Below are 16,062 nucleotides of genomic sequence, written 5' to 3'. Positions count from 1 at the left end.
GACTCGAGAGGGACCGGCGAACGGGGCGCCCTCAGACCAGCGAAGCGAACGATTGGAGCGTTGCGAGTCAGCGAAGGGGCGCCATGGATGCGGGCGTGGGGGGTTAGGGCGAGGATGCCGGCTGGAGTTCCCGAGGTGGGCAGGTCGGGCGCGACGCGCACCTTCAACGGCCCAGCCGCTCCACCAGGAAATCCACGAACACCCGGACCCGCGCCGGCATGGTCGAGCCGCCGACGAAGACCGCGTGGATGGGCTCCAGGTCGCCCGGATTCCAGGCTTCCAGCAGCGGCACCAGGGCGCCGCTGCGCAGGTCCTCGGCCACGCTGAATTCACCGATGCGGGCGATGCCGGCGCCTTCACGGGCCAGCAGGGCCAGGGCCTCGCCACTGTTGCACTCGATGTTGCCGCCGATCTTCAGGGCGAAGGCCTGGCCGTCGCGGACGAAGGGCCAGTCGGGCAGGGCGCGGCGGAAGTTGAATCTCAGGCAGTTGTGCTCGAGCAGGTCTTCCGGTACCTGGGGTGTGCCATGGCGGGCGAGATAGGCGGGCGAGGCCACCACCACCTGCCCGGTGACGCCGATGGGGCGGGCGCTGAGGGGGCTGTCGGCCAAGTGGCCGAAGCGGATCGCCACGTCGGCCTGGCCGGCGAGGATGTCCACCACCTCGTCGCCCAGCGCCAGGTCCACGACGATATCCGGATAGCGGGCGCTGAAGGCCGCCACCAGCGGCACCAGGGTCATGCGGCCATGACCGAGGGCGGCGCTGACCCTCAGCCGTCCCCTGGGCACGCCCTGGTCGGCGATGGCGTCTTCCACCTCGGCCAGGTCCGCGAGGATGCGCCGCGCCGCGCGCAGATAGGCCGCGCCCTCGGCCGTGAGCGTGATGGCCCGGGTGGTGCGCAACAGCAGTCGCGTGCCGAGGCGCTGCTCGGTGCGGGCGATGGAGCGACTCACCGCCGAAGGCGTCAGGCGCAGGGCCCTGGCGGCAGCAGACAGGCTGCCGGCCTCCACCACCTGGGCGAACACCGCCATCTCTCCCGAGCGACCATTCAGATCCACTTGTGACTCCAGGGCAAAGGTGCATGCCAAAACCGCCGTCTACCGGCGCTTGAAGCGGGAGCTTAGCATTCACGGCATAGATAAGGAGCCCTTCCCATGCGTATCAATCCACCCCTGCTGGCCCTGGCCACCGGTGCCTTCGGCATCGGCGTCACCGAATTCGCGCCCATGGGCATGCTGCCCGGCATCGCCGCCGATCTTGGCGTCTCCATCCCGGCGGCCGGCCTCCTGATCAGCGCCTATGCCCTGGGCGTGCTGATCGGGGCGCCGCTGATGACCCTGACCACCGGCCGCATTCCGCGCCGTCATCTGCTGATCGGCCTGATGGCCATCTTCACCCTGGGCAACCTGATGTCGGCGCTGGCCACCGACTACACCAGCCTGCTGATCGCCCGGGTGGTGACCTCGCTCAACCACGGCGCCTTCTTTGGCGTCGGCGCCCTGGTGGCGGCCAGCGTGGTCGCCCCGGACAAGCGCGCCGGGGCGGTCGCCGCGATGTTCATGGGGCTGACCCTGGCCACCATCGGCGGCGTGCCCCTGGCCACCTGGTTCGGCGAATTGCTCGGCTGGCGCCAGGCCTTCTGGGGCATCGCCGGTCTCGGCCTGCTGACCATGGCCGCGCTCTGGTTCGCCCTGCCCAACGTGGCCCTGCCGCCGAGCGACGGCGTGCTGGCCGAGATCCGCGTGCTGGGTCGTCCGCCGGTGCTGGCCGCCCTCGGGCTGACGGTGGTCGGTTCCGGCGCCATGTTCACCGTCTTCACCTATATCGCGCCCATCCTCGCCCGCGAGACCCATGGCTCCACGGCCTTCATCACCGCCATGCTGGTGCTGTTCGGCGTCGGCCTGACCCTGGGCAATCTCTGGGGCGGCAAGGCCGCGGACAAATCCATCGACCGTACCCTGATCGCCTCCCTGGGCGTGCTCATCGTGGTGCTGCTGGCCTTCAGCGTGCTGATGCGCTGGCCGCTGGCGGCCGCCGTGGCCATTCTCGTCTGGGGCATCGCCAGCTTCGCCCTGGTGCCGCCGCTGCAGATGCGCGTGATGGAAGCCGCCAAGGACGCGCCCAACCTGGCCTCGGCGGTCAATATCGGCGCCTTCAATCTGGGCAATGCCCTCGGCGCGGCCCTGGGCGGCGCGGTGATCGACGCCGGCCTCGGCTATCCGGCGATCTCCCTGGCCGGCGCCGGCATGGCCGCCCTGGGCCTGGCGATGGCCCTGGCCCTGGCCTGGCGCGGTCGGGCCAGCGCTGCGGCGGTGGCCGGCTAGGGACGCGGCGGCGTCATTCGGCGAAGGGGCGGGGCGTATCGCCGCCCCGATCCACCGCGAAGGCATTGAGGGTCATGGCGACCAGGCTGTAGTAGCCATAGACGCCCACCAGTTCGACCATTCCCGCTTCACCGAACAGCGCTACCCCCTGGCGATAGAGATCCTCGGGAATCCGCCGAGTAGCGTAGAGCGCCACGCCGATGGCATGGACACAGGTCTCCGCGGGCGTTTCGAAGGCCGGCACGGTGCCTTGCCGGAGCGCCTCGATCACGGCCTCCGCCAGGCCCGCCTGCCGGGCGATGGGCTCATGGATCTGCCACTCAGCCTGGGAGCGCCACCAGGCCGCGGTGGTGAGGATCGCCAGCTCCGTGAGACGCACGTCCAGCCGGGTGCCATAGCGGCAGAAGGCGCCTAGCCGCTGGGCGTGATCGGCCAGCGCCGGGCTGTGCACCCAGGCCAGGAAGGGGCCGTCGAGATTGCCCCTTGGGCCGCGCTGGATGTCGTCCAGCACCCGCTGCTGCTCGGGCGTCGTGTTCTGGTCGGACAGGGGCGTCAGGCGTGACGAGATGGGCATGGTGATAACTCAGCGGGCAGTGGGCAGGGAGACGCCTATCCAATCTCACCCCAGGCTCCTGGGGCAAGAGCGCGGCGCTGCCTGGCCAAGGGTCGCAATTGGACTGGCACCGCCCCTGCCGCTCTGGTCACAATCGGGTCTGACCTTTTCCAGGGAGTCTTGGCGATGGACCGGACCTGCACGACCTTCTACCTCGAAATGACCTCCTCGGCCGAGTTGCGCGAGAAGCCACAGCGGCCCGACCTGCAGATCGTCGAGTGCGAGGTGCCGCAACCCGAACTCAACCGCTTTCTCTATGCCCTGGTCGGCCAGGCCTGGGACTGGAGCGATCTCAGCGGCTGGAGCGATGCCCAGTGGCGCGAACTGGTGGAGCAGGAAGGGCACCGCACCTGGGTCGCCTATCACCGTGGCGCCATCGCCGGCTACTACGAGCTGTACCGCCCGGATGGCCGCAACGTCGAGATCCGCTACTTCGGCTTGGCCAATGCCTTCATGGGGCTCGGCTTCGGCGGTCCGCTGCTGAGTCACGCCCTCCGCTGCGCCTGGGACTGGGTGGGCACCGAGCGCGTCTGGGTGCACACCTGCACCCTGGATCATCCGGCGGCCCTGGCCAACTACCAGGCGCGCGGGCTGCGGATCTACCAGGAAGAAACGACCCCGCTCTAGGCCAGGGCCCTAGCGTCCGGCAGGGGCGCTGGGCAGTTTTTCGACGAATTGCGCCAGCTCCGCCGCATAGAGCCTGGCCAGCCCGGTGGTACCGTGTCCGCGCGTGTCGGCGCTGCCCGGAATCAGCAGGTAGCGGGCACTGGGCACCTGCTTGAGCGCCGCCTGCATGACGCCGGTTTCCGGTGGATTGCGCTCGTCGTCCGCGGCGTTGATGGCCAGCACCGGCACCTTGATCCTGCCCAGCCCCGGCTCGGCGTTGTAGTCGGCCGAGGACTGCCATTGGTAGATGAAATCATTGGCGTCGACGGCGACCGAGGCCGCCAGGCGCTTGTCGACCAGCGCATCGGCCTGGGCATGGGTGCCGGCGATCTCCTGGTAGTTCAGGGTGCCGCCACTGGTGGCGAATTCGAACATGGTCTTGGCCAGGCGCAGCGACGGCGGCTGGGTCTGGTAATTGCCCTGGTTCCAGGCCGGGTCCTGCTTGATGGATTCCACCAGCATGCGCCTCATGATCCAGTTGCGGCCGGCCATCTCCGTCGGCTGCGCCGCCATGGGCACCAGGCCATCGGCGAAGCCGGGGTGCAGGCCGCCCCACAGCCAGGTCTGCATGCCGCCCATCGAATTGCCGATGATCAGCCGCAGGTGCTCTATCCCCAATCCCTGGGTGAGCAGCAGGTACTGCGCCTGCACCATGTCGGCATAGTTGTAAGGGGGAAAGGCGGCGCGCAGGCCATCCGACGGCTTGGTCGAGCTACCGGTGCCGATCGCATCCGGAATCACGATAAAGAACTTGGTTGCATCCAGCGGCTGGCCCGGACCGAACAACTGGCCGCCGACATCCTTGCTCAGCATCGCAGCGCCCTGTTGGCCGGTACCGTGCAGCACCAGGACGGCAGGGTTGCCGTGCTTGCCCAGCGTCAGGTAGTGCAGGCGGAAGTTGTCGAGTGTCTGGCCGGTATGGAAGGTGAAGCGCGGCACCACGAAGTCGCCTGCGACCGGCTTGGGTGGCTCGTCCGCCTTGACGCTCAGGGTGGTCAGCAGCAACAGGAAGGTCATGGCCGAGTACAGGGTGGCCGTGGCGCGTCGCATGATGAAAATGCTGTTCATTGAGGCCTTTCCGTTTCTTATTAGAATGATGAATCGAAATGTATAAGTCCTAACCGCGCAGCTGACAACTCAGGCGCTTGGCCACCGCGGCAGTCGTCCTGCCGCGGCTGCTTGCCCCTTTCCGGCCGCTCCAACGACTGCCCACGTCCTCGTCATCCTTCCGATCTTCCGATCGCAGGCAGGCACTCTCTCGTTTCCGCTGCTGAATCGGTGCGCCGAGGGCCAGGCACGCGTTCGTGGTGAAACGGCTCTGTTGAGGGCTGGACGGGTAAGGGCTCTCGTCAGCCCTGGCCCCGAACGACAGACGTTGGCGAGCGAAACGCTGGAACGCTGGCGCCAGCGGTCGAGTCGTAAAAGTATTACCACCTGGAGAACACTTGGCTCTATGCAAGCCCTTAAAAGCCAACTGGCGGCGCTGGACCCGCCCATCAAGCACGAGATCCAATCCCAGGGTGACAACCTGCTGATCACCCTCATCGACCCCGCCCGGCCGGCGCGGGTATCACGGACCCTCAATCAGGCGCTGGTGCGCAATACGGCGCTGCTCTACGAGGTGATCCGCGACGCCATCAACGAATTGCGCGCCGGCGGCAGCCTGCCGGCCATCACCGCGGCAGACATCTATCCGAATGACTAGCGACCGGCAGGATGCCTCTACCAGGTAGCCGGCGCCGCACCGCGTTGCGGCTGAGTTGCAAAATCAACGGCTAGGGTGACTCGACCACCGCGGGCGTCACCGCCGAACCGGCCAGCAGACCGCCATCCAGATTCAGCTCGCTGCCGGTCATGTAGGCGGCCTCGTCGGACGCCAGCAACAGCGCCACGGCCGCCACCTCCTCGGAGCGGCCAAAGCGCCGCAGCGGCGTGTCCCGTACCAGCGCCGCCATGCGTGCCGCGCGGTCGGGTCCGTCACCCAGCATGGGTTCCCACATGGGCGTGAGAATGGCGGCGGGGTGGATCGAATTGCAGCGGATGGCGAGGCCCTGTTCCGCGCAATAGAGCGCCACCGTCTTGCTGTGGTTGCGCACGGCGGCCTTGGACGAGGCATAGGCCGCCGCACCGGGAATACCCACCAGCCCGGAGCGCGACGAAATATTGATGATGGACCCGGCCCCGGCCGGACGCATGGCACGAATGCCATGCTTGCAGCCGAGAAAGACGCCATCCAGGTTGGTGCGATGCACCGCGTGCCAGTCTTCGAGCCGGGCGTGTTCGGGATCATGGGCGACCACGCCCTGCTCGAAGCCGGTGATCCCCGCGTTGTTCACCAGCACATCCAGCCGCCCGCGCTCAGCGAGAAGCTGCCCGATCACCCGCTGCCAGTCGGCCTCCAGACGCACATCCAGGGGCAGATAGCAGGCGAGGTCGCCGAGCTCGGCCGCGACGGCGTGGCCGAGCTCAGTGTTGAGATCGGTGAGATAGACGAAGGCGCCTTCCGCCACGAAGGCCCGGGCGGTCGGGTCAGGGGGCCAGCATCACGCCCGGGCGCTGACCCCGCTGGTGGTCTCGCCGGCCTTCTTCAGGGCTTCGGTATAGGCGGCGTAGGCCGTAGTCAGGGCTTCGCTGGCGGCGGCGACATTGGCCTGGGCGGCTTCACGGGCAGCCTGGCTGGTCTCCTGCTCGGCCTTGCTGCCGCCCTTGCTCTGGGCCTCCACGGCGCGTAATTGCTTTTGCGCCAGCTCTAGTTGCCGCTTGGCCATGTCGATGGCCTTCTGCAGGGTATCCAGGGTCTTGTTGCCGGTGCTGCCCTTCTCGCTGGCGGGGGCGGCGTCGGCTTCGGCCTTATCCTTGATCTGGTTCAGCGAATTGGGCTTGCCGATGCCCTTGGGCTTCTTGGCTTGCTCGACCTTGGCCGCCTCTTCCTCGGCGGTGGGCTTGGCAGTCGCGCCACCCAGCCTGAGCGTAGGCGCGCGCAAGATGCCATGGCCGATGCCATTCACCGACAGCGTGCTGGACATCGCGGACTCCTTGAAAGGTACATCCCAAGGATAGCGGCCGCAGGAGGCGAAAATTGAGCGAGCGGGGCAGGGCGGACCCCATCCCCTGCCGGAGAGGGCGGGGATGGACCCCGCTGATCCAGGTCTACTGGCTGATGACGGCGTGGTTGGAAAAGCCGCTCTGGGTCAGGTTGATGGCATTGCCCGCGGTGTTCTGGGTCAGGTTGGCGGTGTGCTGATAGCCGCTCTGACTGGCGGTGATGCTGGAGGCATTGCCCGTGACGTAGGCGGTCAGCGCCAGATCGTTGCCCTGCTGATCGACCTTCAGCTGGCCGTCGTTGCCCAGGGCATAGGCGTTGATGCCATTGCCGTCGCCAGTGGACGCCAAGTCCAACTGGTTGCCCTCGCCCGAGACGATGGCGGTGGCGCCATTGCCGTTACCGGTCTGCGCCAGGGTCAGCTGGTTGCCTGTGCCATAGACGTTGACGTCCGCATGGTTGAGATCACCGCGCTGGGCGATGTCGACTTTACTGGGCTGCGAGCTGCCACTGGAATGCCGGACCCGGGCGTCGTTGCCATTGCCCTGCTGTACCACCTGGGTCTCCAACCGCTCACCGCCCTGCTTGAGGCCGATGTAGTTGTCGTTGCCGTTCTGCGTGATGAGGGTGGTCGAGTCCTCGCCGTTCTGGCTCGCCCAGACCTCGTTGCGCAGACCGAAACTGGTCACCTGCAGGTCCTGGCGATCACCGTGCTGAGCCAGATCGAGCTTGCCGTTGAGGCCATCCTGACGCACCGTCAGGGTGTTCTGGCCCGCGGCATAGCTGCCCTGCTCGATATCGATCCGGTGATAGCCACCGTCCTGATGGACAGAGGTGTCCTGCCGCAGACCGCTCTGCCGCACCACCGTCTCGTTGCCGCTGCCCGGTCCCTGATCGACCTGCACCCGGTCATAGCCGCCATCGCGCTGCTCGATATCCACCAGGCGCTGCGAACCCCAGACCTGATTGACCTCGACCGCGCTCCTGGCATTGGTCTGCAGCACCCGCACGCTGTCATCGGCATCGTTCTGCTGGGTGACCTGGGCGTTCAGAAAGCTGCCGCTCTGCTGGATATCCGCCTTGTTGCGCGCCGACAGCTCGCTGCCCTGGTTCAGATTCACCACGTTGAAGCCGCCGTTCTGCTGGACATTGGCCGTATTGGACTCGGCCCAGACGGCACCGGTGTTGGCCAGCAGCAACGCGACCATGAGGGAGCGGGAGGTGTGCATGGGGACGGTCCTTGTGAGGGCTGGGAGAGCCCTGCGCGTGAGCGTTCGATTGGAGGCAGGGGATAGGTGAGGCGCTGAGGAATAATCTGATTAGTGAGGCTGAAGGCGCAATCGGTCGAAGGAGCGATGCTGATCCTTGCGTGAACGACCTTGCGTTGAGTGCGTAAGCCTGGAGGCTTTGAGAGAGAAACGTATGTCTTATGGGGTGCCAGCGAACAGCCCCTCGCGACCACCCAAGCGGTCGTGAGGGGCTACGACTTAATCCACCGCCTTGACCATCTCCTCGATGACCTTCTTGGCATCGCCAAAGACCATCAGGGTCTTGTCCAGGTAGAAGAGTTCGTTGTCGAGACCCGCGTAGCCGCTGGCCATGGATCTCTTGTTGACGATGATCGTCTTGGCCTTGAAGGCTTCGAGGATGGGCATGCCGGCGATGGGCGATTTGGGGTCGTTCTTGGCCGCCGGGTTGACCACGTCGTTGGCGCCGAGCACCAGCACCACGTCGGCCTGGCCGAATTCGGAGTTGATGTCGTCCATCTCGAACACCTGGTCGTAGGGCACCTCGGCTTCGGCCAGCAGCACGTTCATATGGCCGGGCATGCGGCCGGCCACCGGGTGGATGGCGTATTTCACCGTCACGCCGTTGTGCACCAGCTTCTCGGTCAGCTCCTTGAGGGCGTGCTGGGCGCGGGCCACGGCCAGGCCGTAGCCGGGGACGATGATGACGCTGTCGGCGTTGCCGAGCAGGAAGGCAGCGTCGTCCGCCGAGCCGGATTTGACCGGGCGCTGCTCGCCACTGCCGCCACTGGCTGCGGCTTCCGTCGCCCCGCCGAAGCCGCCGAGGATGACGTTGAAGAAGGAGCGGTTCATCGCCTTGCACATGATGTAGGAGAGGATGGCGCCGCTCGAACCCACCAGCGAGCCGGCGATGATTAGCATGGAGTTGTTGAGCGAGAAGCCGATGCCGGCGGCGGCCCAGCCGGAGTAGCTGTTGAGCATGGAGACCACCACCGGCATGTCGGCGCCGCCGATGGGGATGATGATCAGCACGCCGATAGCGAAGGCCAGGGCCACCAGTACGGCGAAGGCGCCAAGGTTGCCGCTGAAGGTGAAGACCAGGCCTAAGGCCAGGATGGCCAGGCCGATCACCAGGTTGAGCGGATGCTGGCCGGCGAAGCGCACCGGCGCGCCCTGGAACAGGCGGAATTTGTATTTGCCGGAGAGCTTGCCGAAGGCGATCACCGAACCGGAGAAGGTGATGGCGCCGATGGCCGCGCCGAGGAACAGCTCCAGGCGGTTGCCGGCGGGGATCGGCTGGCCAAAGCTGGCGACGATGCCCAGGGATTGCGGCTCGACCACCGCGGCGATGGCGATGAACACCGCGGCCAGGCCGATCATGCTGTGCATGAAGGCCACCAGTTCGGGCATCTTGGTCATTTCCACGCGCTTGGCCATGTAGGCGCCGGCGCTGCCGCCCACCAGCAGGCCGACGATGACGTAGCCAATGCCCTGTACCGCCAGTTCGCTGCCGAGCTTGTGGATCAGCGCCAGGGTGGTGAGCACGGCGAGGGTCATGCCGGCCACGCCGAAGGCGTTGCCGCGGCGCGAGGTGGTGGGATGGGAGAGGCCCTTGAGCGCCTGGATGAAGCACACCGAGGCGATCAGGTAGAGCAGGGTGATGAGGTTCATGCTCATGTCAGCGCTGCTCCGCCGGGGCCTTGGGGGCCTTCTTCTTGAACATCTCCAGCATGCGGCGGGTGACCAGGAAGCCGCCGAAGACGTTGACCGCCGCCAGGGCCACGGCCAGGGTGCCCATGGTCTTGCCTAGCGGGGTCACGGTGAGGGCGGCGGCGAGCATGGCGCCAACGATGACGATGGCGGAGATGGCGTTGGTCACCGCCATCAGCGGGGTGTGCAGCGCGGGGGTGACGTTCCAGACCACGTGGTAGCCGACATAGATGGCCAGCACAAAGATGATCAGGTTGTAGAGACCGTCGGAAATCAGATCCATGGGGGCAGTCCTTTATATAGGCGGAGGGCGGGCGCTCAGGCGTTCTTGCGGCGCAATTCGCCGCCGTGGCACATCAGGCAGGCGGCGACGATGTCGTCGGCCAGGTCGAGGTGGAAGGCCCCGTCCTTGAGCACCAGCTTGAGAAAGTCCAGCAGGTTGCGGGCATAGAGCGCGGAGGCGTCCGCCGGCACCCGGGCGGCCAGGTTGCCGTAGCCCACCAGGGTGACGCCGTGCCTGACCACCACCTGGTCCAGTTCGGTCAGCGGGCAGTTGCCGCCCTGGCTCGCGGCGAGGTCGATGACCACCGAGCCCGGCTTCATCTCGGCCACGGTGGCCGCGTGCAGCAGGGTGGGGGCGCGGCGACCGGGGATCAGCGCGGTGGTGATGACGATGTCGGCCTGCCTGGCGCGCTCGTGCACGGCCTTGGCCTGGCGCTCCATCCAGGAGGCCGGCATGGGCCGGGCATAGCCGCCGACGCCTTCGGCGCACTGGCGTTCTTCCTCGGTTTCTAAGGGCACGTCGACGAACTTGGCGCCGAGGGATTCGATCTGTTCCTTGACCGCCGGACGCACGTCCGAGGCCTCGATCACCGCGCCGAGGCGCTTGGCGGTGGCGATGGCCTGCAGGCCGGCTACCCCGGCGCCGAGGATCAGCACCCGCGCGGCCTTTACCGTGCCGGCGGCGGTCATCAGCATGGGCATGAAGCGTGGATAGTGGTCGGCCGCCAGCATCACCGCCTTGTAGCCGGCGATGTTGGCCTGGGAGGAGAGCACGTCCAGGCTCTGGGCGCGGGAGGTGCGCGGCGCCGCTTCCAGGGCGAAGGCGGTGAGGCCCTGGGCATTGAGCTGGGCCAGGGTCTCCTGGGCGAAAGGGTTGAGCATGCCGATCAGCACGGCGCCGGGCTTCATCAGCGCCAGCTCGGCGGCATCGGGCGCCGCCACCTTGAGCACCAGGTCGGCGCCCAGGGCCGCGGCGGCATCACCGAGTCGGGCACCGCTGGCGGCATAGGCCGCGTCGGGCACGCTGGCGCGTTCGCCGGCGCCCTGTTGCACCACCACCTGGTGGCCCTGGCCGATCAGTTTCTTGAGGGTCTCGGGGGTCGCGGCCACGCGCGTTTCCCCCGCACCGGTTTCCATCGGGATGCCGATCAGCACGGGTGTCACTCCTTTTTATTCGAGCCGCCACAATGGGACCTGGGGCAGCGGGATGGCTGTCCGGAAACGACGGGGAGCTTTTGGAAAAGCGACAGGCACGCCCTGGGGCGGCCTGTTCGGGGCTCAGTTCACGCCAGGTACACGAGGCAGGGCGGCAAACCAGTCCAGGGCGCGATCCCAGAGGGGCTGGGCGCTGGCGCGGAAATAACCCATGTGGCCGATGGCGCCGCCGTGCTGGCGGGGATCGAGGTCTTCGCGCTGGAGGTCGACGTTGCGATAGGCCTGCATGAAGGCATCGCGCGAGCGCGGCGTGGCCCAGAGATCGTCCAGGGCGTTGACCGCGACGATGGGCGTACGCACTTCCGCGTAGCCGACCTCAATGCCCCGCATGGCCGGGTCGTCGAAGAAATAGTGGGGATAGCTGCACCAGTGGCGCCACTGGCGATAGACGTCGCGCGGCAGGTCTTCGCCCAGGCCCAGGGCGCTCCAGGGGCAGTAGCCTTTCCACCACGTCATGACCGGCAAGACCAGTTTCCACATGGTCAGCACCTTGAGTCTTTCCAGCGGCGGCATGTAGCCGTACCAGCCGGCGCTGGTGCCGAAGACGTAGAAGCCGGCCACCTTGGCGTGGTTGGGCAGGAGGCCGAAGGCATGGCCGCCATAGGAGTGGCCGACCAGGTAGAGGGGGACGTCGCCCCGGGCCATGGTGTCCACGGCGGCGGCGAGGTCCTGGCGTGCCCAGTCCAGCAGGTCCATGCGAAAGCCCTTGAGCGACGCCGGCGCCGAGCGGCCGACGCCGCGATAGTCCAGGGTCAGCGTCTCGAAGCCGCGGGCCGCGGCGTGCTGGGCAAAACGCCGGTAGAAGCCCTGGGGCACGGCGGTGGCGCCGGCGACGATCAGCCGTCCCTGTAGCGGCCCCTGGGCGGGAAAGCGACTGGTACTGAGGCGATAACCGTCCGCGGTGATCAATTCCTCGACGAGGGCGTCGCTGGGCATGGGGTGGTCCCTATGACAGTTGTTATAATGCCTGGACGGTAGATTATGACGACTGTCATAGCAAGGAGAATGGATGACCGAGCAGTCGACGGTACGGGAACGGGTAGTGGTAGCGGCGTCGGCCATGCTGGCGCAGCACGGCCTCAATGCCACCAGCATCCGCGAGACCATCAAGCGCGCCGAGGCGCCGCTGGGGTCCACCTATCATCACTTTCCCGGCGGCAAGCATCAGCTGGTGGTGGAGGCGGTGGAGCTGGCCGGCGCCCAGGTCAGTCGCGACCTGGAGCGGCAGCTGCAGGCCGGGGCGCTGGCAGGCATCCAGGGCTTCCTGCGGCTCTGGCGCGACATCCTGCTGGACTCGGACTTTCGCGTCGGCTGTCCGGTGATGGCGGTGGCGGTGGAAGAACCGGTGGACGAGATCGCCCAACGCGAGCTGGATGCGGCGGCGGGCATCTATCGCCGCTGGGAAGCGCGCTTGCAGGTGGCGCTGGTCGAGCATGGCCATGCGGAGCAGGCGGCCACGGGGTTGGCCACCTTGCTGGTGGCGGCGGTGCAGGGGGTGATCCCGCTGTGCCGCGCCCAGCGCAGCATCGAACCCTTCGACCGGGTGGCCGAACGTCTGGTGGCGCTGATCTGACGGGAACGCCACCGGGGCCGGCGGACTCCACCGAGGGTGCCTCTAAGATCGGAGTACCCCATGAATCCCGAACCCGCCGACGACAAGCAGACCCCCCACGACTACGACGAATACGGCGACGTGCCGGATTCGGCGAACACCACCACCACCGAAGAGCGCGAGGACCAGGACGACAGTCCCTTGAGTCCGAAGCGCTAGCGGGTTGGGTGCCCGGCACGTGGACAAGGCTGCGCCGTTGTTCACCCTACGGGAGCTCGCTCTCGCCAAACTACGGCAGATGGGTAGGGTGGAAAACCGCGAAGCGTTTTCCACGTACGGATGATCCCATCGCTAACGTTGATACCACCCCCTCTCCCTCCGGGAGAGGGCTGGGGTGAGGGCGCCTTCCTGCTCCTCCGCCTCACTCCCTCATGTCAATGCCCGATCCAGATGCAGGTAGCCGCCGTCGACACTCAGCCACTGGCCGGTGGTATGGCTGGAGCGTGGCGACAGCAGGAAGGCCACGGTGTCGGCGATCTCCTCCGGGGTGGTCATGCGGCGGCCGAGGGGAATGCGCGCGGTGATGGCGGCGAGCTTGGCGGCCGGGTCGGGAAAGCCCTGTAGCCAGCGTTCGTAGAGCGGCGTCATCACCTCGGCGGGGATCACCGCGTTGACCCGGATGCCGTCGTCCAGCAGCGAGGCGGCCCACTCCCGGGTCAGGGCCAGGACGCCGCCCTTGGCCGCGGTGTAGCCGCTGGTGTCGCCCTGGCCGGAGAGGGCGGTCTTGGAGGCGATGTTGACGATGGCGCCGGTGCTGGCGCGCAGCGCCGGCAGGCAGAGGTGCGCCAGGTGGTAGTAGTGCACCAGGTTGCGCTCCAGGGAGGCGACGAAGGCCGCCCGACCGGCGCTGAGACTCACGCCATCGTTGACCCCGGCGTTGTTGACCAGTCCATCGATGCGCCCATGGGCGTCCTGCACCGCGGCCACGGTCCGCTCGCAGGCGGCTTCGTCGCACAGCTCCACCGTGAAGGCCCGCGCCCTGGGCTGACGTTCGGCCAGTTGCGCAGCGAAGTCGGCCGCCAGCGGCTCGCGGGCGAGAATCACCGGGATGGCGCCCTCGGCGGCCAGGGCCAGGGAGATGGCGGCGCCGATGCCGGAGCCACCGCCGGTGACCAGGAACACCTTGTCGGTCAGCTGCAGGTTCATGCCACGGCCTCCCGTGGCTGGGTGCCCAGGCCATAGAGGCGGGCCGCGTTGCCGCCAAAGACCGCCCCGCGCTCGCTGGGCGTGAGATCCAGCAGCGCCTGTTCGGCCAGGTCGATCACCTCGGCGTAACTGGCGGCGAGGGTACAGACCGGCCAGTCGGAGCCGAACAGCAGCCGCTCCGGCCCAAAGGCCTCCAGGGCGATCCGCGCATAGGGCAGCAACTGCTCCGCCTGCCAGCCGTGCCAGTCGGCCTCGGTGACCAGCCCGGACAGCTTGCAATGCACATGGGGCAGCCGTGCCAGGGGCGCCAGTAGGCGGGCGTAGTCGGCGGGGGCGACCCGGCCCGGCGGCTTGCCCAGGTGGTCCAGCACCAGCACGCCATGGTCATGGCGGGCGGCGAAGGCGGTGGCGGCGGGCAGGGTCTCGGCGTGGATCAGCAGTTCATAGAGATAGCCATGCCGCTGCAGGGTGGCGACGCCCCGGTTGGCGGCGGCATCGGCCAGCCAGGCGCCGGGATCGGCCTCGTCCTGCACCGGATGGCGAAAGCCGCGCAGGTGACGACTGCCCTGGCGCCGTTCCAGGCGTGCCACCAGGTCGGCGGCGCGCAGGTCGGTCCAGCCGACCACCGCCTGTACCCAGGGCGTCCGGGCGGCGAGGTCGAGCAGAAAATCCGTCTCTTCTTCCAGGGTGCGCGCCTGGACGGCGATGCAGCCGTCGAAGCCGGCGCGCTGCAGGTGCGGCTGCAGATCGGCGGGCAGATGGTCGCGCTGCAGCCCGGCCATGCGCCCGTCGATCCAGCCGAACTCGGCCGGGCGGTAGCGCCAGAAGTGCTGGTGGGCATCCAGGCGCAGACTCATGACGGCTGCTCCCCGGCATGGCGATAGCGCGCCCGGGAGGCGGCCTTGATGGCGATGGAGAAACCCGGCGCCTGGGGTGCCAGGTAGGCGGCGCCGCGCACCTGGCAGGGGTCCTCGAAGTGTTCGTGGAGATGGTCGACGTATTCCACCACCCGGCCCTCGTGGGTGCCGGCGACGCAGAGGTAGTCGATCATCGCCAGGTGCTGCACGTATTCGCAGAGGCCCACGCCGCCGGCATGGGGGCAGACCGGCAGGTCGTACTTGGCGGCCATCAGCTGCACCGCCAGCACCTCGTTGAGGCCGCCCAGGCGGCAGGCGTCGAGCTGCACCACGTCCAGGCCGCCGCGCATGATGAATTGCTTGAAGAGGATGCGGTTCTGGCACATCTCGCCGGTGGCGACCTTGACCGGCGCCACCGCCTCGCGGATGGCGCGATGGCCCTCCACGTCATCGGGGCTGGTGGGCTCTTCGATGAACCAGGGCTTGGCGAAGGCCAGTTCGCGCACCCAGTCGATGGCCTCGCCGACTTCCCACACCTGGTTGGCGTCGATCATCAGGTGGCGCTCGGGGCCGATCACCTCGCGGGCGATGCGCACCCGGCGGATGTCGTCGGCAAGGTCGCGGCCGACCTTGAGCTTGATATGGGAGAAGCCGGCGTCGATGGCCTCCTGGCAGAGGCGGCGCAGCTTGTCGTCGGGATAGCCGAGCCAGCCGGCCGAGGTGGTGTAGCAGGGATAGCCCTCGGCTTCGAGGCGCCGCAGCCGTTCGGCCTTGCCCTCGGCGCGCTGGCGCAGCAGGGCCAGGGCCTCTTCGGGAGTGATGCAATCGGTGAGATAGCGGAAGTCGATGCAGCGCACCAGTTCCTCGGGACTCATCTCCGCCACCAGGCGCCAGACCGGCTTGCCCACGGCGCGCGCCCAGAGGTCCCAGGCGGCGTTGACCACCGCGCCGGTGGCCAGGTGGATGGCGCCCTTGTCCGGGCCGATCCAGCGCAGCTGGCTGTCACTGGTGATGTGGCGCCAGAAACGGCCCGGGTCTTCCTGGATCCACTCCAGGGTCAGGCCGCGCACCCGCGGCTCCAGGGCGCGCAGGGCGGCGCAGCAGATCTCGTTGCCGCGGCCGATGGTGAAGGTGAGGCCGTGACCCTCCAGGCCCGGCTGGTCGGTCTGCAGGATGACGTAGGCGGCGGAGTAGTCCGGATCAGGGTTCATGGCATCGGAACCATCCAGCGCCTGGCTGGTGGGGAAGCGGATGTCTTCGATCTGCAGGCCGGTAATTGTTGTTGGCATGGCGCTGTCCTCGAGGGGTTTTCGCGGGCTAAGCGAGCCCGGTCCCGTGCCCGCTCGAT

17 protein-coding genes and 1 pseudogene are annotated in these 16,062 nt (G+C 67.7%); 5 read left to right on the top strand and 13 right to left on the bottom strand.

The window, feature by feature from the left end; genetic code table 11:
• Positions 1-163: 163 nt before the first annotated feature.
• Positions 164-1,057: a LysR family transcriptional regulator gene (locus tag PVZ77_RS12140; protein ID WP_273806633.1), complete on the bottom strand. Its 894-nt coding sequence runs from the start codon at positions 1,055-1,057 to the stop codon at positions 164-166.
• A 96-nt stretch (positions 1,058-1,153) separates the two neighbouring features.
• On the opposite strand from PVZ77_RS12140, the gene PVZ77_RS12135 reads away from it, so the two are divergent.
• The gene (locus PVZ77_RS12135; protein ID WP_273806632.1) at positions 1,154-2,323 is read left to right on the top strand and encodes an MFS transporter; all 1,170 of its coding nucleotides are present in this window, start codon (positions 1,154-1,156) and stop codon (positions 2,321-2,323) included.
• A gap of 13 nt (positions 2,324-2,336) precedes the next feature.
• On the opposite strand, the gene PVZ77_RS12130 is transcribed toward PVZ77_RS12135, so the two are convergent.
• Positions 2,337-2,897, bottom strand: coding sequence for a carboxymuconolactone decarboxylase family protein (locus tag PVZ77_RS12130; RefSeq protein WP_273806631.1), 561 nt, complete (start codon positions 2,895-2,897; stop codon positions 2,337-2,339).
• Positions 2,898-3,062: 165 nt separating this feature from the next.
• Here PVZ77_RS12130 and PVZ77_RS12125 point away from each other — a divergent pair, with 165 nt between their 5' ends.
• Positions 3,063-3,563 carry a GNAT family N-acetyltransferase gene (locus PVZ77_RS12125; RefSeq protein WP_273806630.1) on the top strand — a complete coding sequence of 167 codons (501 nt, stop codon included), beginning with the start codon at positions 3,063-3,065 and terminating at the stop codon, positions 3,561-3,563.
• 9 nt (positions 3,564-3,572) lie between these two features.
• Here PVZ77_RS12125 and PVZ77_RS12120 read toward each other — a convergent pair whose 3' ends face one another.
• Complete coding sequence (locus PVZ77_RS12120; protein WP_443218031.1) at positions 3,573-4,652, bottom strand: alpha/beta fold hydrolase; 1,080 nt, start codon at positions 4,650-4,652, stop codon at positions 3,573-3,575.
• A gap of 403 nt (positions 4,653-5,055) precedes the next feature.
• Here PVZ77_RS12120 and PVZ77_RS12115 point away from each other — a divergent pair, with 403 nt between their 5' ends.
• Positions 5,056-5,307, top strand: coding sequence for a hypothetical protein (locus PVZ77_RS12115; protein WP_273806628.1), 252 nt, complete (start codon positions 5,056-5,058; stop codon positions 5,305-5,307).
• 70 nt (positions 5,308-5,377) lie between these two features.
• Here PVZ77_RS12115 and PVZ77_RS12110 read toward each other — a convergent pair.
• The 7 genes and pseudogenes from PVZ77_RS12110 to PVZ77_RS12080 form a co-directional block, all read right to left on the bottom strand.
• Positions 5,378-6,124 (bottom strand): annotated as a pseudogene (locus PVZ77_RS12110) (SDR family oxidoreductase); the annotation flags it as partial.
• Positions 6,125-6,145: 21 nt separating this feature from the next.
• Positions 6,146-6,628: a hypothetical protein gene (locus PVZ77_RS12105; RefSeq protein WP_273806627.1), complete on the bottom strand. Its 483-nt coding sequence runs from the start codon at positions 6,626-6,628 to the stop codon at positions 6,146-6,148.
• Positions 6,629-6,752: 124 nt separating this feature from the next.
• Positions 6,753-7,874, bottom strand: a complete 1,122-nt coding sequence (locus PVZ77_RS12100; protein ID WP_273806626.1) for a hypothetical protein — start codon at positions 7,872-7,874, stop codon at positions 6,753-6,755.
• Between the two features lie 258 nt (positions 7,875-8,132).
• Positions 8,133-9,569, bottom strand: coding sequence for an NAD(P)(+) transhydrogenase (Re/Si-specific) subunit beta (locus tag PVZ77_RS12095; RefSeq protein WP_273806625.1), 1,437 nt, complete (start codon positions 9,567-9,569; stop codon positions 8,133-8,135).
• Between the two features lies 1 nt (position 9,570).
• Complete coding sequence (locus PVZ77_RS12090; protein WP_133861386.1) at positions 9,571-9,885, bottom strand: NAD(P) transhydrogenase subunit alpha; 315 nt, start codon at positions 9,883-9,885, stop codon at positions 9,571-9,573.
• Between the two features lie 35 nt (positions 9,886-9,920).
• Complete coding sequence (locus tag PVZ77_RS12085) at positions 9,921-11,039, bottom strand: Re/Si-specific NAD(P)(+) transhydrogenase subunit alpha (protein WP_273806624.1); 1,119 nt, start codon at positions 11,037-11,039, stop codon at positions 9,921-9,923.
• A 123-nt stretch (positions 11,040-11,162) separates the two neighbouring features.
• On the bottom strand, positions 11,163-12,035 hold the full coding sequence (locus PVZ77_RS12080; RefSeq protein ID WP_273806623.1) for an alpha/beta hydrolase family protein: 873 nt from the start codon (positions 12,033-12,035) through the stop codon (positions 11,163-11,165).
• Between the two features lie 73 nt (positions 12,036-12,108).
• Here PVZ77_RS12080 and PVZ77_RS12075 point away from each other — a divergent pair, with 73 nt between their 5' ends.
• Positions 12,109-12,672 carry a TetR/AcrR family transcriptional regulator gene (locus PVZ77_RS12075; RefSeq protein ID WP_273806622.1) on the top strand — a complete coding sequence of 188 codons (564 nt, stop codon included), beginning with the start codon at positions 12,109-12,111 and terminating at the stop codon, positions 12,670-12,672.
• Positions 12,673-12,732: 60 nt separating this feature from the next.
• Entirely contained in the window at positions 12,733-12,870 is a 138-nt protein-coding gene (locus PVZ77_RS12070; protein WP_167348568.1) for a hypothetical protein, read from the top strand.
• A gap of 210 nt (positions 12,871-13,080) precedes the next feature.
• Here the strand turns inward: PVZ77_RS12070 and PVZ77_RS12065 are convergent, their stop codons facing one another.
• From PVZ77_RS12065 to PVZ77_RS12055, 3 genes are read right to left on the bottom strand one after another with little or no spacing between them, the layout of a single operon-like run.
• Positions 13,081-13,857, bottom strand: coding sequence for an SDR family oxidoreductase (locus PVZ77_RS12065; protein ID WP_273806621.1), 777 nt, complete (start codon positions 13,855-13,857; stop codon positions 13,081-13,083).
• Positions 13,854-14,714 (bottom strand): amidohydrolase family protein, encoded by an 861-nt coding sequence (locus PVZ77_RS12060; protein WP_273806620.1) that lies wholly within the window; start codon positions 14,712-14,714, stop codon positions 13,854-13,856. Before PVZ77_RS12060 ends, PVZ77_RS12065 begins: the two co-directional genes overlap by 4 nt.
• Entirely contained in the window at positions 14,711-16,003 is a 1,293-nt protein-coding gene (locus PVZ77_RS12055) for an L-fuconate dehydratase (protein ID WP_273806619.1), read from the bottom strand. The genes PVZ77_RS12060 and PVZ77_RS12055 overlap by 4 nt, the downstream gene beginning before the upstream one ends.
• Positions 16,004-16,062 lie beyond the last annotated feature (59 nt).

Source organism: Pseudomonas sp. SHLD1, from assembly GCF_028640935.1.
GTDB classification, from domain to species: domain Bacteria; phylum Pseudomonadota; class Gammaproteobacteria; order Pseudomonadales; family Pseudomonadaceae; genus Chryseomonas; species Chryseomonas aestiva.
The sequence above is the reverse complement of the archived record's forward strand: the minus strand, read 5'-3'. Positions and strand labels throughout refer to the sequence as shown.

Bases quoted from the DNA above. Each gene is read 5' to 3' on its own strand.
- PVZ77_RS12135 (WP_273806632.1), top strand. From the start codon at position 1,154: ATGCGTATCAATCCACCCCTGCTGGCCCTGGCCACCGGTGCCTTCGGC.
- PVZ77_RS12130 (WP_273806631.1), bottom strand. From the start codon at position 2,897: ATGCCCATCTCGTCACGCCTGACGCCCCTGTCCGACCAGAACACGACG.
- PVZ77_RS12125 (WP_273806630.1), top strand. From the start codon at position 3,063: ATGGACCGGACCTGCACGACCTTCTACCTCGAAATGACCTCCTCGGCC.
- PVZ77_RS12120 (WP_443218031.1), bottom strand. From the start codon at position 4,652: ATGCGACGCGCCACGGCCACCCTGTACTCGGCCATGACCTTCCTGTTG.
- PVZ77_RS12115 (WP_273806628.1), top strand. From the start codon at position 5,056: ATGCAAGCCCTTAAAAGCCAACTGGCGGCGCTGGACCCGCCCATCAAG.
- PVZ77_RS12105 (WP_273806627.1), bottom strand. From the start codon at position 6,628: ATGTCCAGCACGCTGTCGGTGAATGGCATCGGCCATGGCATCTTGCGC.
- PVZ77_RS12100 (WP_273806626.1), bottom strand. From the start codon at position 7,874: ATGCACACCTCCCGCTCCCTCATGGTCGCGTTGCTGCTGGCCAACACC.
- PVZ77_RS12095 (WP_273806625.1), bottom strand. From the start codon at position 9,569: ATGAGCATGAACCTCATCACCCTGCTCTACCTGATCGCCTCGGTGTGC.
- PVZ77_RS12090 (WP_133861386.1), bottom strand. From the start codon at position 9,885: ATGGATCTGATTTCCGACGGTCTCTACAACCTGATCATCTTTGTGCTG.
- PVZ77_RS12080 (WP_273806623.1), bottom strand. From the start codon at position 12,035: ATGCCCAGCGACGCCCTCGTCGAGGAATTGATCACCGCGGACGGTTAT.
- PVZ77_RS12075 (WP_273806622.1), top strand. From the start codon at position 12,109: ATGACCGAGCAGTCGACGGTACGGGAACGGGTAGTGGTAGCGGCGTCG.
- PVZ77_RS12070 (WP_167348568.1), top strand. From the start codon at position 12,733: ATGAATCCCGAACCCGCCGACGACAAGCAGACCCCCCACGACTACGAC.
- PVZ77_RS12065 (WP_273806621.1), bottom strand. From the start codon at position 13,857: ATGAACCTGCAGCTGACCGACAAGGTGTTCCTGGTCACCGGCGGTGGC.
- PVZ77_RS12060 (WP_273806620.1), bottom strand. From the start codon at position 14,714: ATGAGTCTGCGCCTGGATGCCCACCAGCACTTCTGGCGCTACCGCCCG.
- PVZ77_RS12055 (WP_273806619.1), bottom strand. From the start codon at position 16,003: ATGCCAACAACAATTACCGGCCTGCAGATCGAAGACATCCGCTTCCCC.